Origin of the sequence: Xanthomonas sp. BRIP62418 (genome assembly GCF_003993495.1) — a bacterium.
Lineage (GTDB): Bacteria > Pseudomonadota > Gammaproteobacteria > Xanthomonadales > Xanthomonadaceae > Xanthomonas > Xanthomonas euroxanthea.
The window spans coordinates 15,370-31,901 of sequence record NZ_QEZG01000019.1 but is presented as its reverse complement, the minus strand read 5'-3'; the positions used below and the strand labels follow the sequence as shown (position 1 = coordinate 31,901).

At 66.7% G+C, this 16,532-nt stretch carries 13 protein-coding genes; 10 read left to right on the top strand and 3 right to left on the bottom strand.

Features of this window, described 5'->3' with window-relative positions; translation table 11 throughout:
- Positions 1–189: 189 nt before the first annotated feature.
- On the bottom strand, positions 190–2,028 hold the full coding sequence (ilvD, locus tag EO174_RS00235) for a dihydroxy-acid dehydratase (RefSeq protein ID WP_104583867.1): 1,839 nt from the start codon (positions 2,026–2,028) through the stop codon (positions 190–192).
- Between the two features lie 409 nt (positions 2,029–2,437).
- On the opposite strand from ilvD, the gene EO174_RS00230 reads away from it, so the two are divergent.
- On the top strand, positions 2,438–3,805 hold the full coding sequence (locus tag EO174_RS00230) for a cellulase family glycosylhydrolase (protein ID WP_126941570.1): 1,368 nt from the start codon (positions 2,438–2,440) through the stop codon (positions 3,803–3,805).
- A 48-nt stretch (positions 3,806–3,853) separates the two neighbouring features.
- Entirely contained in the window at positions 3,854–4,120 is a 267-nt protein-coding gene (locus EO174_RS00225; protein WP_126941569.1) for a YkgJ family cysteine cluster protein, read from the top strand.
- Between the two features lie 256 nt (positions 4,121–4,376).
- On the opposite strand, the gene EO174_RS00220 is transcribed toward EO174_RS00225, so the two are convergent.
- The gene (locus tag EO174_RS00220; RefSeq protein WP_026064577.1) at positions 4,377–4,922 is read right to left on the bottom strand and encodes a gamma carbonic anhydrase family protein; all 546 of its coding nucleotides are present in this window, start codon (positions 4,920–4,922) and stop codon (positions 4,377–4,379) included.
- Positions 4,923–5,653: 731 nt separating this feature from the next.
- Here EO174_RS00220 and EO174_RS00215 point away from each other — a divergent pair.
- From EO174_RS00215 to EO174_RS00185, 6 genes are all read left to right on the top strand, one after another.
- Positions 5,654–6,961, top strand: a complete 1,308-nt coding sequence (locus EO174_RS00215) for an MFS transporter (RefSeq protein ID WP_126941568.1) — start codon at positions 5,654–5,656, stop codon at positions 6,959–6,961.
- Positions 6,962–7,098: 137 nt separating this feature from the next.
- On the top strand, positions 7,099–8,337 hold the full coding sequence (locus tag EO174_RS00210; protein ID WP_126941567.1) for an HD-GYP domain-containing protein: 1,239 nt from the start codon (positions 7,099–7,101) through the stop codon (positions 8,335–8,337).
- A gap of 586 nt (positions 8,338–8,923) precedes the next feature.
- A complete protein-coding gene (locus tag EO174_RS00200; RefSeq protein ID WP_104583863.1) occupies positions 8,924–9,400 on the top strand; it encodes a MarR family transcriptional regulator in 477 nt (158 codons plus the stop codon).
- A gap of 208 nt (positions 9,401–9,608) precedes the next feature.
- Entirely contained in the window at positions 9,609–10,550 is a 942-nt protein-coding gene (locus EO174_RS00195) for a transporter (RefSeq protein ID WP_126941565.1), read from the top strand.
- A gap of 33 nt (positions 10,551–10,583) precedes the next feature.
- Entirely contained in the window at positions 10,584–11,351 is a 768-nt protein-coding gene (locus EO174_RS00190; protein WP_104650574.1) for a coniferyl-alcohol dehydrogenase, read from the top strand.
- Positions 11,352–11,379: 28 nt separating this feature from the next.
- The gene (locus EO174_RS00185; RefSeq protein ID WP_104650575.1) at positions 11,380–12,861 is read left to right on the top strand and encodes a benzaldehyde dehydrogenase; all 1,482 of its coding nucleotides are present in this window, start codon (positions 11,380–11,382) and stop codon (positions 12,859–12,861) included.
- Between the two features lie 596 nt (positions 12,862–13,457).
- On the opposite strand, the gene EO174_RS00180 is transcribed toward EO174_RS00185, so the two are convergent.
- A complete protein-coding gene (locus EO174_RS00180) occupies positions 13,458–14,354 on the bottom strand; it encodes a helix-turn-helix domain-containing protein (RefSeq protein ID WP_126941564.1) in 897 nt (298 codons plus the stop codon).
- 98 nt (positions 14,355–14,452) lie between these two features.
- Here EO174_RS00180 and pobA point away from each other — a divergent pair, with 98 nt between their 5' ends.
- Positions 14,453–15,637 (top strand): 4-hydroxybenzoate 3-monooxygenase, encoded by a 1,185-nt coding sequence (gene pobA, locus EO174_RS00175; RefSeq protein ID WP_126941563.1) that lies wholly within the window; start codon positions 14,453–14,455, stop codon positions 15,635–15,637.
- Positions 15,638–15,894: 257 nt separating this feature from the next.
- A complete protein-coding gene (locus tag EO174_RS00170) occupies positions 15,895–16,407 on the top strand; it encodes a nuclear transport factor 2 family protein (RefSeq protein WP_104583857.1) in 513 nt (170 codons plus the stop codon).
- The last annotated feature ends 125 nt before the right edge of the window (positions 16,408–16,532 follow it).

Sequence of the window (16,532 nt, the reverse complement as noted above, 5' to 3'; positions counted from 1 at the left end):
TGGGGCACGCGGCGTCGGCGGTGCACAGCCCGCTGGATGGGCTGGGCATCGGCGGTGGATGATGTTGCCGCCAGGAAAAGCCAACCCGCTGTGGCGGTGCGGTCAGGTGTCGGGACTGAAGTGCCTTCCACAGTCCGATGCCGGATACGATGAAGACCGCTAAAAATCCGCGGTCCTCATGGCAATGCCTCAGCCGTCCAACAACGCCTTGTCCCGCACCGCACCCTTGTCCGCACTGGTCGCCAGCAACGCATACGCCTTCAGCGCCGTGGTGACTTTGCGTGGACGCACCTCGACCGGCTTCCAGCCCTTGGCATCCTGCTCGGCGCGACGCAGGGCAAGTTCCTCGTCCGAGATCAGTAGGTTGATCGAACGATTCGGGATATCGATCAGGATCTTGTCGCCGTCGCGCACCAGGCCGATCGCGCCGCCTGCGGCGGCTTCCGGCGAGGCGTGGCCGATCGACAGGCCCGAGGTGCCGCCGGAGAAGCGGCCGTCGGTGAGCAGGGCGCATTGCTTGCCCAGGCCCTTGGATTTGAGATAGCTGGTGGGGTAGAGCATTTCCTGCATGCCGGGGCCGCCCTTGGGGCCTTCGTAGCGGATCACCACGATGTCGCCGGCCTTCACTTCGTCGGCAAGGATGCCCTTGACCGCCGAATCCTGGCTCTCAAAGACACGCACATTGCCTTCGAACACGTGGATGGATTCGTCCACGCCTGCGGTCTTCACCACGCAGCCGTCGCGGGCGATATTGCCGTACAGCACGGCCAGGCCGCCTTCCTGCGAGAAGGCGTGAGCGACATCGCGGATGCAGCCTTCGCTGCGGTCGGTATCCAGGCTGTCCCAGCGCGTGGCCTGGCTGAAGGCGATCTGCGTGGGGATGCCGGCCGGGCCGGCCTTGTAGAACGTGTGCACCGTTTCCGCGTCGGTCTGGGTGACGTCCCACTGCGCGATGGCGTCGGCCAGCGTGCGTGCGTGCACTGTGGCGGCGTTGGTATGCAGCAAACCGCCGCGTGCCAGCTCGCCGAGGATGGCCATGATGCCGCCGGCGCGATGCACATCTTCAATATGGTATCTCGGCGTGTTCGGGGCGACCTTGCACAGCTGCGGCACGCGCTTGGACAGGCGGTCGATGTCGCGCATGCCGAATGCCACCTCGCCTTCCTGCGCGGCGGCGAGCAGATGCAGGATGGTGTTGGTGGAGCCGCCCATGGCGATGTCCAGCGTCATCGCATTCTCGAACGCTTCGAAGGTGGCGATGCCGCGCGGCAGCGCGGTGGGGTCTTCGCCGCCATACCAGCGATGGCACAGCTCCACCGCCACGCGCCCGGCGCGCAAAAACAATTGCTCGCGGTCGGCATGCGTGGCCACCACGGTGCCGTTGCCGGGCAGCGACAGGCCCAGCGCTTCGGTCAGGCAGTTCATCGAGTTGGCGGTGAACATGCCCGAGCACGAGCCGCAGGTGGGGCAGGCGCTGCGCTCGAACTCGGCCACCTTTTCGTCGGAGGCGCTGTCGTCGGCGGCGATCACCATCGCGTCGATCAGGTCGAGCTTGTGTTCGGCCAGCTTGGTCTTGCCGGCTTCCATCGGGCCGCCGGAGACGAACACGGTGGGGATGTTGAGCCGCAGCGCGGCCATCAACATGCCGGGGGTGATCTTGTCGCAGTTGGAAATGCACACCAGCGCGTCGGCGCAGTGCGCGTTGACCATGTACTCGACCGAGTCGGCGATGATCTCGCGGCTGGGCAGCGAATACAGCATGCCGTCGTGGCCCATGGCGATGCCGTCGTCCACGGCGATGGTGTCGAACTCCTTAGCCACGCCGCCGACGCGTTCGATCTCGCGCGCGACAAGCTGGCCGAGATCCTTCAGGTGCACGTGCCCGGGCACGAACTGGGTGAACGAGTTGGCGATGGCGATAATGGGCTTGTGGAAGTCGCCATCGCGCATGCCGGTGGCGCGCCACAGTGCGCGGGCGCCGGCCATGTTGCGGCCGTGGGTGGAGGTCTTGGAGCGGTACTCGGGCATGGCGAAGTCGACGGCTGATTGGCGAGCGGTGGCTGGCAATTAGACCGCGTCGCAACTGTTGCTGCTGCAACGGTCGCGGCGCGTTCCGGTGATCTGGCACGGTAGCACGCGGGCGCATGCACGCCGTGCTGGCGGGCGGGCGAGGGCATCGTGCGCAGCGCACGCGGAATGCAGCAGCGCCGGCCGGCACTGCACGTGAACACGCGCCCCGGCTCCCGCTGCATCACGTTGTCGGCCCGGCATGTAATGCGATGTAAACGTATGCGGGCGCGCATGCAGTGCCCGGAGTGCGAACCGGAGCGCAGATCGCGCCGCCGGGACATCGGCAGGATTGTCCCTAGACCGGTGCGGCCAATGTGGGGAGCAGCACCGCCAAGGATCTCCACCAACGGCACCGCAGGAGGCGCCCATGTCCGACCATCCTCATTCACGCCGCACGGCGGCAACGTCGCATCCCATCGACCAGACGCCGGCGGCAACGGCCGGCATCACGCGGCGTCGCGTGCTGCAGGGCGCAGCCGGCGCGGCGGCGCTGGCGGGCCTCGGGTGGGGCGGCCGCGCGGCCGCGCAGAGCGCCACCCTGCCGTTCGCGGGCCTGAACCTGTCGGGCCTGGCCTCCAACAGCTATGTGGAGAATGCCGAGATCGGCACGCACTACCGCGCCATCACCGCGCAGCACGTGGCTGCCGCCGGGGCCTGCCCGCTGTTCCGGCTGCCGACCACCGCTGCGCGCTTCACGCGTGGGCAGGGCGTGGCCCTGAACGAGACCTACTGCCGCCAGGTCCAGGACGCACTGGACCACATCGCTGCACGCGGCAAGCGCGCCATCGTGGAGCTGCACGACTACATGCGCCTGCCGCAGCGGGTGGCCGCCAAGTCCGGCTACCGGCGCGACGCCAGCGGCACGCTTGTCGATGCACGCGGCAACCGCGTCGACGACCCGGCCGCAGCCGAGGTCTGGGCCGACACCTATCCGCTGCGCAGCTTCGGCTACCAGGGCTATTTCGATCGCCGCGACCAGTTGCTCAAGCTCTACGAATACCGCGTGATCGGCACGCCGGGGTGCACGCTCTACAACGAGGCCGGCCTGCCCGACCTGTGGGCACGCATCGTCAACCGCTTCAGGCAACACCCGGCGGTGTTCGGCTGGGGCGTGATGAACGAGCCATACCAGGGAAAGGAGCGCAACGCCGATGGCAGCGTGCTGTCGATGTCGGCGCACTGGCAGAACACCGCCACCGCGTGCTGCAAGACCATCATCGATCGCGACCGCGACCACTTCGTGTTCGTGTGCGGCAACGGCTATGCCAGTGCCCGGCTCTGGCAGCAGGACTCGATGGGCCTGTTCGACATCCCCGATCCCTACAACCGCATCGTCTACGAAGCGCACAACTACCTGGATAGCGACGGAGCTGGCGGCGGCAACTGGGTCGGGCCCGGCGGGCGCAACGAGGTGGTCAAGCCGGACACCGGCATCGAGATGGTGGCGCCCTTCATCGAAGCCCTGCAGCATGCCGGCAAACGCGGCTATCTGGGTGAGCATGGCTATCCGGCCGACAACCACAGCGCGGAGGTCGCCACCACCCGGATGCTGGCCCATCTGCAGGCCAACAATATCCCCAGCACGCAGTGGTGCTTCGGCCCCGGCTGGCCGGATGACGATGTGCTGGGCATGAGCTACGACGTGGGCGCGGACATCCAGGCCAAGAGCAATCTCGCTGCGGTGCAGGCCTTCTTCGACGTGCGCCTGTCCGGCTACGTGCCGCCACCTCTCTAACCCCGGCGCCGCCGCGGCCCGGAGGACGCGGCGGTTTACACTGATGGCATGCGCATGGACTTCCCGTGCCGCGCCGGCTGCGCGGCCTGTTGTATTGCCCCGTCGATCAGTTCGGCGATCCCCGGCATGCCGCAGGGCAAGCCGGCGGGCGTGCCCTGCGTGCAGCTCGATGGCCAGGGCCGGTGTCGCCTGTTCGGCTTGCCGACGCGGCCGGTGGTGTGCGCCAGCCTGCGTCCATCCGAGGACATGTGCGGCGCTTCGCGCGCCCAGGCGCTGGCCACGTTGAGGGCACTGGAGCAGGCCACGCGGCCGTAAGCGGCGTCAGGTCGCCGGCGTTCTTGCCGCCATGCAACCCCGCCGCCATGCAACCCGCAGCTGGCTGCGGCTGCGCTGCATCCCGGGCGGCCAGGGATGCGCAACGTGCGGCGCGTTGCTGCCGTCATCTCTCTGCGCGTCGGCCTGCCAGCATCAAGCCACGGGCGTCTGCGGCAGGTGCATCCAGCTCGAAGGCGGTGTACCCGTGTCGCAGAGGGCCGATGCTGGCCTGCAGCCGCAGGGCGGGGACCCGGATTCAGCCGGCGCTGGCGCCGCCCAGATACTGATCCTTGAGCCGCACGTAATGCTGCGCGGAGTAATGCAGGCTTTCGATTTCCTTGTCGCTGAGGGTGCGGGCCAGGCGCGCGGGATTGCCCAGCCACAATTCGCCTTCGCCGACGATCTTGCCCGGGCCGACCACCGCGCCGGCACCGACAAAGCCGTAGCGCTTGACGGTGGCGCCGTCTAGCACGCAGGCGCCCATGCCGATCAGGCACAGGTCTTCGATGGTGCAGGCATGCAGGATGGTGCCGTGGCCAACCGTGACGTCGGCGCCGATCAGCGTCGGGTAGCCGGCCTTGTTGAACGGGCTATGGTGACTGACGTGGATGATGGTGCCGTCCTGCACATTGGTACGTGCGCCGATCTGCACGTGATTGACGTCGCCGCGAATCACCGTGCCCGGCCACACCGATACATCATCGCCCAGGCTCACCTTGCCGATGATGGTGCAGGCAGGGTCGACATAGACGCGTGCGCCCAGTTGCGGGGTGTGGTCCAGGAACGAGCGAATCGGGGTCACGATGATCTCCAGCATGTCGGCGTGCCGCCCGGTGCGGGCACTGCCGGCATGATAGCGGGGCGACTGTCGCATGCGGCAAGCGCTGGCGTGGCAAATGACCTGTCTGGCTGTGGCCGTGGATGACGCAGCGGCGCGGCGTGTTGAAACGACCGACGCCAGAACCTGTGGGGCTACGCCTGAATGTTTGCTGCAGCTTCGAAGGGATCGAGTTGCACTGCGTGTGGAGGTTTGCAGTCATGCGCATCTTGCGTCGTTCAAAGTTCGCTACCGCGAAATCTCGCATGCCATGCCTGCGCGACGAGTGCAGCAATGCGCTTCGCACTCCGGACCAGACGAACGTGGCGGTTACCCCGTCCGATCGCACGCCAGGTCACGCGCTGCAGCGGTAGGCGCGAGGTCGATCGTGTCCGTGCAAGCAATCCGCCTACCCCGGGTGCCGCCATGCAAACACCTCAACGAATGCATGGCGAGGCAGGCGAAGCGCTCTGCCAGCCTGTTCGATAAGCGCACACCAGTGCGTGCGGTTGTATTGAACGTCCCCTGCGATCGGCCTAGCGTGCCGATGGCGTTTTGCAACGCGGCGCTCGTGCTGCGTTGCAGTGCCGATGCATTGTCGAGTGTCGTTGCTGCTTCGAGGCTTGCTCGCGTCTTCGTCGTGCTGCCCCTGCACGCTCGCATGGCCACGCCTGCAGCTGCCGACGCACCTGCCATTCCTACACCAGGATCACCCGATGACCCCGAGCGCCGCGACACCTGCACCCTTCGTACTGGAACGCATGACGCCGTTCCAGTGGAGGGCGGTGGCGGTGTGCGTGTTGCTGACCATGCTCGATGGTTTCGATGTAATGGCGATGGCCTTCACCGCCCCGCATGTGTCGGCGCAATGGCAGTTGTCGGGCAAGCTGCTCGGGGCCTTGTTCAGTGCCGGCCTGGTCGGCATGGCAGCAGGATCGCTGATGTTGGCGCCGCTGGCCGATCGCATCGGGCGGCGCGCGACGATCCTGGCCTGCCTGGCAATCTTGACCGTGGGCATGGGGGCCTCGGCGCTGGCCACCGACGTGTGGCAACTCGGCGCGTTGCGTGCGTTCACCGGCATCGGCATCGGCGGCATGCTGGCCTGCGTTGCGGTCATCGCTGCCGAGTATTCCACCGCCCGGTGGCGCAGCACGGCATTGGCGCTGCAGGCCACCGGTTACCCGATCGGCGCAACGCTGGGCGGCGCAATCGCGGCGTTGCTGTTGCAGCAATGGTCCTGGCACGCGGTGTTTGTGCTCGGTGCGCTCGGGTCGCTGCTGTGCGTGCCCTTGGTGCTGGCGTTTCTGCCCGAGTCGCTGGATTTTTTGATCGCGCGGCGCCCGCCCGATGCAGCTGAACGCTTCAACGCGGTGCTCGCACGCATGGGCATGCCGCCGCATGCGGTACTGCCGTCACCGCCGCAGATTCCCAATCGGGCGCAGGGCTATGCGGCCCTGTTCGTGCCGGCATTGCGGCGGCAGTCGCTGTTGATCGCGCTGGCGTTCTTTCTGCTGATGTTCGCGTTCTATTTCGTACTCAGCTGGACCCCGAAGCTGCTGGTCGTGGCCGGCTTGTCGGCGGCGCAGGGTGTAACCGGTGGTGTCTTGTTGAATCTGGGCGGCATTGCCGGCGGGGCGGTCTTCAGCGCGCTGGCCGCACGTGCGCGCCTGTCGCGGCTGACCGCCGGCGCGCTTGGGATCTCGGCGCTGGCGCTGCTGGCCTTTGGCCTCTACAGCACCGTGCTGAGTTGGGCGTTTGCCACGGCGGTGCTGAGCGGCGCGGCGCTGTTTGCCGCCATCGCCGGGCTGTATGCGGTGGCGCCGGTGGTCTTCACTGCGGCGGTGCGTTCCACCGGCATGGGCTGGGCGATCGGGGTGGGCCGCTTCGGCGCGATCGCCTCGCCACTGTGCGTGGGCGTGCTGGTGGACGCGGGCTGGTCGCCGGCGGCCCTGTACCTGGCCTGCAGCGTGCCGTTGCTGCTTGCGGCCGTCGCCGTGCTGGGCATGCGCCTGCCGGAGCGCTGAACTGCCCGGCTGGCGGTTGTCACGCAGCTGAGCGAGGTCGACCGGGCCAAAGAAATGCTGCGCACTGCCGATACCCCGACAGACCCTCCATCGTTGTGGCGGGCTCTTCCGCGGACCATTTGCAGATCAGCGCCGGCATGCTCAGAACCATCGACTCCGATCAACTCCGCCCCGGCATGTATGTCTACAAGCTGCTGGGCGCGTGGGTGCACCATCCGTTCTGGAAGACCTCGTTCCTGGTCGATTCGGATGACGTGGAGAAGATCCATGGCAGCCGGATCGAGCAACTGGTGATCGACACCGCGCGTGGCCTGGACCTGGAAACGGCGGCGCCGGACGCACCCAGCCCGGAGCCCGAGCCGGCGGTACCGCCAGCATCACTGCCCCCCGAGCCGCCCACCGCCACGCGCACCGCACGCACAAATAGCGTCACCGCGCAGGTCGGCATCGAGTCCGAAGTGGTGCGCGCACGCAAGATCTTCGAAGACGGGCGCGACACGGTCGAGGCGATGTTCCGTGACGTGCGGCTTGGACGCACCGTCGACACCGAGGCGGCGATGCCGCTGGTGGAAGCCATCAACGAGTCGGTCCTGCGGCATCCGCAGGCCCTGATCAGCGTGGCAAGGCTCAAGACCGCCGACGACTACACCTATCTGCATTCGATGGCGGTGGCCGGCCTGATGAGCGGGCTGGCGCGCCAGCTCGGCTTGCCCGAAGGGCAGGTCGTCGAGGCGGCCATGGGCGGCCTGCTGCACGACATGGGCAAGGCGGTGACGCCGCTGGACATCCTCAACAAGCCGGGCAAGCTCACCGACGACGAAATGGAGGTCATGCGCCAGCATCCGCTGGATGGCCATCGCCTGCTGGTGGCCGGCGGCGTGCAGAACGCGGTGGTGCTGGAGATCGCGCTGCACCATCACGAGAAAATGGACGGCAGCGGCTACCCGAATCGGCTGGCGGGCGAGGACATCTCACTGATGTCGCGGATGGGTGCGGTGTGCGATGTGTACGACGCCATCAGCTCCGACCGCCCCTACAAGCGCGGCTGGGATCCGGCCGAATCGCTCAAGCGCATGGCGTCGTGGCAGGGGCATTTCGACCCGGTGGTGTTCCAGGCCTTTGTGCGCCGGCTGGGGATTTATCCGGTCGGCTCGCTGGTGCGGCTGGAGTCGCAGAAACTGGCGGTGGTGATCGAGCAGACCGCCGATGCGCTGCTCAAGCCCAAGGTCCGCGTGTTCTATTCGGCCAAGTTGCGCAGCCATGTGCTGGTGCAGGACATCGATCTGTCGCGGCCGGATTGCCAGGACCGCATCGCACAGATGGAAAGCCCCACCGACTGGGGCTTCCGCGACCTCGAGAAGCTATGGTTGCCGTAATCGGTAATTCGTAACCCGTAGGCCACCAGTTAGCAGTTGGCCTAGCTGGCACGCAGATGCATCGAGCGAGCGCCTCGCCAGTTGAGGAATCCCGCTGGGCGATTGGGCTGGATGCGCAAGCGTCGCGTGGTGACAACCGCAGCGTTGTCGTCGTGCTTGCCGCCACCGCTGCCAGGCCCGGCATACCGCACGCACCCGTGCCCGGCGCGCCGGCCGCAAGCCGGTTGCCGCACCACCACCAGGCGCATTGGTCAGCCTGGCGAGCGCGACCATGCTGCGCTGCAGCTTGGCAATGTAGTTATGATCCATAACTATTCCGGAACGCAATCACTTGCCGACCTGTAACCCATGTCTCAGCCGTGCCTGGATGACCGTCGCTTCCCACACCTGCCTGCCGCCGCAGACGCCCGCCATGTGCTGGCGCTGGACCGGCACCTGCATGCTGTGGCCTGCCTGCACGACGGGGCCAAGGCCCCCTCGGCATGCCTGAGCGCGTCTACAATGCAGCTCACGCCGCGGACCGGCGTTGCGGGCAGTGTGCGTTGCGCGCACCGGTCCGCCCGTCGTCTTCGCTGCGAGAACCGTCATGTCCGTCACTGCCAATGCCGCCCTGCCGCCGGATGCCGTCACCACGGTGGATCAGGCGCGCCTGCTGCGGCTGCTGGGCTACCGCATCACCCGCACCGAGTTGCTGGTGCGGCGGATGTTTCAGGACTGCGTGGCAGCGTTCGATCTCAAGCCGGTGGACTTCTCGCTGCTGATGCTGGTGGACGGCAACCCGGGCATCAATCAACGCCAGATCGGCGATGTGCTGCACGTGTCGGCGCCCAACCTGGCGATCGTGGTAGCACGCCTGGTCAAGCGCCGCCTGCTGCGGCAGGTGCGGGGACGCCAGGACCGACGCATGCAGCATCTGTCGCTGACCACCGCCGGCGTGACCCTGCTGAGCGCCGCCGAGGCCGAAGTGCTGCGGATGGAACAGCAACTCAGCGTGGTGCTTGGCAGCAGCGAGGCGCCGTTGCTGCGCGCGCTCGACCGGCTGGACCGTCTGGACACCGCCTGATCCGCAGCTGCCGTGCAGGCGCACGGCCCGCTTTCTACCTGAGCTTTGCACGCGCCGTCGCCGGCGTGTCGATCGCGCCTGCCTGACCGTTGTTCCGCCGCAGTGTCCGCTGTCCCTCCCCATGCTGGAGATGTTTGCAGTGAACTATCGATCGGTCCTGTCTGGGTTGTCTTCCCGCGCGTCGGGGCTGCGCCGCGCAGCGCTTGCCATGGTGGCGCTGCTCGCTGCGGGCACCGCCGCGGCGCAGAACCTGCCGCAGAGTACGACGCTGACCAACGGCATCAATACCGGCGGTACCAGCTATCTGGACGGCTTCACCCGCACCACTCCCGGCTGGGCGGTGATCACCTATCTGCGTCAGAGCTCACTGGATGCGATCAAGGATTCCCGCGGCAACGACGTGCCGGTGTTCGATCGCCCGCGCATCGATTCGACCCTGCTGCTGACCCAGGTCGCCTATGTCACGCCGTACAAGCTCTTTGGCGGTGCAGTGGGCATCAACACGCTGCTGCCGCTGATCAACCTGGATGCCTCGTTCGGGCGCAACAGCATTGCCAGCTTGCGCGACAACGGTGCCGGTGTGGGTGACCTGACCTTTGGCCCCTATCTGCAGATGCTGCCGGTGATCCGCAATGGCAGGCCGGTGTTTTCGCAGCGTTTCGAAATCAATGCGATCGCGCCGACCGGCAAGTTCGACCGCGACCGCGACCTCAATCAGGGTGCCGGCTACTGGTCGCTGGTGCCGCAATACGCGTTCACCGTGCTCCCGACGCCCAACTGGGAAGTCAGCGCACGCATCAACTACATCTACAACTTCCGCAGCGAGCGGCGTCCGAACCTGCCGCCGGGTTTTGCGTTCCGCAACGGCCAGGCCGGCGATGCGGGCTGGATCAACTTCGCCACGTCCTGGGAAGTGGTGCCCGACATCCGCCTTGGCGTGAATGCCTATTACCTCACCCAGTTCCGCGACAACCGCACCAACGGGCAGCGCGTGGCCGACACCCGCCAACGCGTGTTCTATGCCGGCCCCGGCGGTGTATGGCGGATGGATGCCAACAACATGCTGTTTGCCAATGTGTATCTGCCGGTGGAGGTCAAGAACGCTGCCTCCGGCAACAACGTCAACCTGCAGTACGTCCATGTGTTCTAGCGCCGGTACGGCCGGCCTCTTCGGAGAGTGGCAATGAATTTGCAGAACAAGACGATCGTGGTCACCGGCGTGGCATCGGGCATTGGTGCCGAAGTGGCGCGCTTGGCCCGTTTCCATGGCGCCAGGGTGATCGGCGTCGATCGCACGCCGGTGCAGATGTCGCTGCACGGGTTCCACCAGGCCGATCTTGGCGATCCGGCGTCCATCGATGCGCTGGTGCAGGCCTTGCCGGAGCGCATCGACGCGCTGGCCAACGTGGCCGGCGTTCCCGGCACCGCACCGCTGGAGGTCGTGGCGCGCGTCAACTACCTGGGTCTGCGCCATTTGAGCCAGGCGCTGCTGCCGCGCATGACGGCTGGCGGTTCCATCATCAACGTGGCCTCCATCCTGGGCGCCGAATGGCCGCAACGCCTGGAGCTGCACAAGCAGCTGGCCGCCACCGACAGCTTTACGTCCGGCACTGCGTGGTTGCAGGCGCATCCGGTGAGCCACGACACCTGCTACCAGTATTTCAAGGAAGCGCTGATCGTATGGACCCTGCTGCAGTCGCGGCCCTGGTTCGCCGAGCATGGCGTGCGCGTCAACAACGTCGCGCCCGGACCGGTGTTTACGCCGATTCTCGGCGATTTCGTCACCATGCTCGGCGAGGAGCGCGTCAAGGAAGACGCCAAGCGCATGACGCGTCCGGCGTACGCCGACGAGGTGGCCGAGGCCATCGTGTTTCTCGCCTCCGATGCTGCGCGCTGGATCAACGGCATCACCTTGCCGGTCGATGGCGGGCTGGCGTCCACCACCCTGTAACACCACCCCCTCAGCAGGAGGCTAGACCATGAACGCTCTCCCCAACACCGCGATTGCCGCGTCGTCCGTCCCGGCGTGGCATGGCTGTATCTTCAATGGCGACTGGGTGCCCGGCAACGGCGGCACCGCGCAGATCATCGAACCGGCCACCGGCAAGCTGCTGCACGAAGTCGGCAAGGCCGATCTGGCCGATGTCGCCGCTGCCGTGGCGCTGGCGAAAAAAGCGCAACGTGCCTGGGCAGCCACGACGCCGCGTGAGCGCGCTGCCGTGTTTCACCGTGCCGCGCAGCTGATGGAAGCACGCAGTGCGGAAGCGGCGCTGCTGATCGCGCGCGAGACCGGCGGCATCCTGCCCAAGGCCCAGCGCGAAGTGAACGAGTCAGTGGTGTTCTATCAGCAGGCGGCGGCGCTGCCGCTGCAGGCCGTCGGCCAGGTGCTGCCCACCGGCGCCGGCCAGCTCAGCCTGGCCCGGCATCTGCCGCTGGGCGTGATCGCGGTGATTTCCCCGTTCAATTTCCCGTTGATCCTGTCGCTGCGGTCGGTGGCTCCGGCGCTGGCGATGGGCAATGCGGTGGTGCTCAAGCCTGACCCGCGCACACCGTACACCGGTGGCGTGGTCATCGCGCAGGTGCTGGAGGAAGCGGGCCTGCCGAAGGGCTTGTTGCACGTGCTGCACGGCGATGCCGCCATCGGCCAGGCGCTGGTCGAATCGCCGGATGTCCCGATGATTGCCTTTACCGGCTCCACCGCTGCCGGGCGACGCATCGGCGAGATCGCGGGCCGGCACCTGAAGAAGGTATCGCTGGAGTTGGGCGGCAACAACGCGGTGATCGTGCTCGACGACGCCGATCTGGACAGGGCGGCCTCTGCCGTGGCGTTCGGCGCCTACATGCATCAAGGGCAGATCTGCATGGCCACCGGCCGCGTGCTGGTCCAGCGTGGCATTGCCGATGCGCTGACCCAGCGGCTGGCTGAAAAGGCCAGGCATCTGCCGGTTGGCGATCCGGTCAGCGGCACCGTGGCCCTGGGTCCGATCATCGACCAGCGCCAGCTGCAGCGTGTGATCGATATCGTGGACGACAGCGTCGCCGCCGGTGCGGTGGTGGAAGCCGGTGCCAGCAACGAAGGCCTGTTCTATGCGCCGACGGTGCTGTCCAACGTGCGTCCGGGCATGCGTGCATTCGACGAGGAAGTCTTCGGGCCGGTGATCAACATCACCGTGTTCGACACCGACGAAGAAGCCGCGGAACTGGCCAACCATGGCGAGTACGGCCTGGCCGCCGGCATCCTGTCGGCGTCGGTGTCGCGCGCGATGAACCTGGGCGACAAGCTCCATACCGGCCTGTTGCACATCAACGATCAGACCGTGTCCGACGAAGTCATCAACCCCTTCGGCGGTACCGGTGCCTCGGGCAACGGCACCAGTGTCGGCGGGCCGGCCGACTGGGAGCAGTACACCCACTGGCAGTGGCTGACGATCAAGAACGAAGTGCCGCAATACCCGTTCTGACCGGTGTGGGGCGACCGACTGCGCCAAGGGCCCTGTAGCACACTCGCAGCGGTGAGGGCACGGTGACCTCACCGGTTGCGGGACACGCCGTGAATCCTTCCCTGGAGGCTCGGTGGCGGCATCCATGCCGCCACACGGTCCCGCAACCGGCGAGGACACCGCATCAGACAATTGGTCGGCGCTGGTTCGAAAAGCTGTCTGCACTGCGGTGTATCAGACATGGAGCCGATGCTCCATGGTCGAACAAGGCGCATCCAGCACGGCTCTTAGCCGTGCACACCAGACCATCTGGACTGGTCCTTGCCCGCTCGCCGTCGCGGGACCCTGAGCGGCATGGATGCCGCGCCGGAGCCTACAAGGACGTACTTGCGGCGTGTCCCGCGATGGTGGGCGGGCAAGGGCCCTGCAGCAAACTGACGGCATCGAGTGCGTGCTGCCTTCACCGCTCGCGGGACACGCCGTGAACCCGTCCCTGGGGGGCTCGGTGGCGGCATCCATGCCGCCACACGGTCCGGCAACCGGCGAGGACACCGCACCGGACAGTCCGCTGGTTACTTTGTTGAAAACCCTACAACCAGCCCACGGATCGGCCGCTCTTAATCGCAAGCGCGAAAGCGCGTCGGCGAACAGCCAGCGTGACGTACGAAATAGCGGCTGAAGTACGCAGCGTCGAAAAATCCAAGGTCGGCGGCGATCTGCTGCACGCTCAGGCTGGTGTAGCGCAGGCTGCGGCGGGCTTCGAGCATGATGCGGCGCTGCAGTAATTGCAGTGCCGAGGCGCCGGCCAGTCGCTGGCACAACGCATTGAGATGGCCCGGCGTCAGGCCCAATTGCTCGGCATAGCGGGAGATCGGCCAATGCGCACGGTAGTGCTGGTCGATCAAGGCCTGATAGCCGCGGAGATGGCGTAGTGCCGGGTCGGCATACGGACTTACCGCAGCGGCATCCTGCGCGTGTTCCAGCGCCGTGCGGGCGGTCCAGATCAACAACTGCGCTGCGGCGGCGTGCAATGCGGCCTCATGGCCGACGCGTCGGCAGGCGTGGTCGTCGGCAATGCTGGCGAACAGCACGTCGAGCAGCCCGCGTGCGCGTTGTGCGTGCAGGACCTGCGGGATGGTCAGGGCAGCCTGCAACAGTGGTGCAGCACTCAAGGCGCCGCGCACCAGCGGCATGCACAAGGTGATGATGTGGCCGCGGACCCGCGGATCGAACCCGAAGCCATGCACGCACAGCGGCGGCAGCCAGATCACGCGCGCGCCACGCAGGCGCTGGCTGCGGCCATCCAGCTGCAGCGTCGCCGGCCCGCGTTGCACGTACAGCAACTGTGCCAGGTCCTCGTGCCGGTGCGGAGCGATGTGCCAGTCATGTAGCCGGCTGCGTGCGGCAATCGACTCCCAATGCAACAACTCGGGCGTGTCGGCGTGCTGCTCGCCGTACAGGCCGAAGGCGGGCACCGCGGTGGCTGCAGCAATGGCGTGCGCGCGTCTGGGCATCGTCGAAAAGTCCAAGCACTGCGCGCAATCATCCCTTCACTGCACGCGCTTGGCTACCCACACTGGCCTGCATCCGTCAGCTGGGGCAGGAGCATTGCATGCGCACCCAAATTGCGATCATCGGCGCCGGCCCATCCGGCCTGTTGCTGGGCGAGCTGTTGCTACGGGCCGGCATCGACACCGTGGTGATCGAGCGGCAGACGCCGGACCACGTGCTGGGACGGATTCGTGCCGGCGTGCTGGAACAGGGCAGTGTGGCGCTGTTGCAGCGGGCAGGGGTTGGCGAACGCGTGCAGCGAGAGGGCCTGCCGCATCACGGCTTCGAACTGTCGCTGGATGGCCGCCGGGAGCGGATCGACCTGCTGCGCGGTTGCGGGCGCAGCGTCACCGTCTACGGCCAGACCGAGGTCACTGCCGATCTGATGCAGGCACGTGCACGCAGCGCTGCACCGACGTACTACAGCGCGCAGGACGTGACGCTGTGCGGGGTGGATGGCGACGCACCCGCGGTGGAGTTCACCCATGAGGGCCGGCGCCAGCGCATCGACTGCGACTACATCGTCGGCTGCGACGGCTTCCATGGCATCAGCCGCGCCAGCATTCCGCCCGAGCGACTGCGCCTGTTCGAGCGGGTGTATCCGTTCGGGTGGCTTGGGGTGCTTGCCGACACCCCGCCGGTCCACGACGAGTTGGTCTACGCGCAGCACCCGCGCGGCTTCGCGTTGTGTTCGATGCGCTCGCCGACGCGTTCGCGCTACTACGTACAGGTACCGGCCGATGCGCGGGTAGAGGCATGGAGCGACCAGGCGTTCTGGGATGCATTGCGTGCGCGGTTACCCGAGACGCTGGCTGCGCAACTGATCACCGGGCCATCGATCGAGAAGAGCATTGCGCCGTTGCGTAGCTTCGTCGCCGAGCCGATGCAGTACGGGCGCCTGTTCCTGGCCGGCGATGCGGCACATATCGTGCCGCCCACCGGTGCCAAGGGCTTGAATCTGGCCCTGGCCGATGTCGGCCTGCTTGCGCAATTGTTCGAGCGCTGGAACGCGCGTGGCGACGCCGAGGTGCTGCAACGGTACTCGGCGCTGGCGCTGCAACGCGTCTGGAAGGCCGAACGGTTTTCATGGTGGATGACCACCTTGCTGCATACCTTCGCCGACCAGGACGCGTTCACCGCACGCATTCATGCCGCGGAGCTGGAGTATCTGCTGGGCAGCGAGGCAGGGCGCGCGACGGTGGCTGAAAACTATGCCGGCCTGCCACTGGTGGAACTGCCGGAGTAAGTGTGGCCATGACCGATGCCGGAGATCCCTCGTGTGCCCCTGAGAATTCGGCTGCAGTGGTTACCTTCGGATTACCACCAATGCCGGAAGTGCCCTGGTGCACTCCAGGGCGGCTAGCGGGCGAGCAGACGCGGCCGTTAGGCTGGCGGCGACGCGTAGAAACCCTGTCTGCCAAGGCGCGTCATTCCCCCAATCAGCGGCGCACCGTGCTGGCGTTCCAGCCAGCGTAGCGCCCGTCTCCACATAAGGAGTCTTCCATGAATAAGCTGTTCTCCCGCGCCTTGCTACTGGTCATGCTGGTAGCGCCGGTGGCTGCGTTCGCGCAGACCGCGGTGACCGAAAATCCCAACCACCAGAAGATGCTGCTCGGCTCCACCTGGCCCGAGACTGTCAACAAGCGGCTGGTTTACGACTTCTGGCGCATCGTGTTCGAGGCCGGGCAGGTGCAGGAAGCGCCGAAATACATGGACAAGAACTACATCCAGCACAACCCGAACGTGGCGAACGGCCGCGATGCCTTCATCGCGTTCCTGACCGCGTTCGTGCCGCCGACACCGGTGCAGGAACGCGTGCAGCTGCCGCTGGTGGCCATCACCGCCGACCGTGACCTGGTCACGCTGGTGTCGGTGCGCACGCTGCCGGATCCGCGCGATCCGAGCAAGACCTACACCACCACCTGGTTCGACATGTTCCGCATCGAAAAGGGCCTGATCAAGGAGCACTGGGATCCGGACACCATTGCCGGCCGCGCCAATACCGGCGGGCAGTAATCGCTGCTGCGTTGCAGGGCTGCAGCGTGCAGCTCTGCAATGCGTGATCCGTGCAGGGAGTAACAACCATGCACGTGGTTGACGAAAACGACAACGCCCGCCTGATGGCGGGCGTTGTCGTCTTG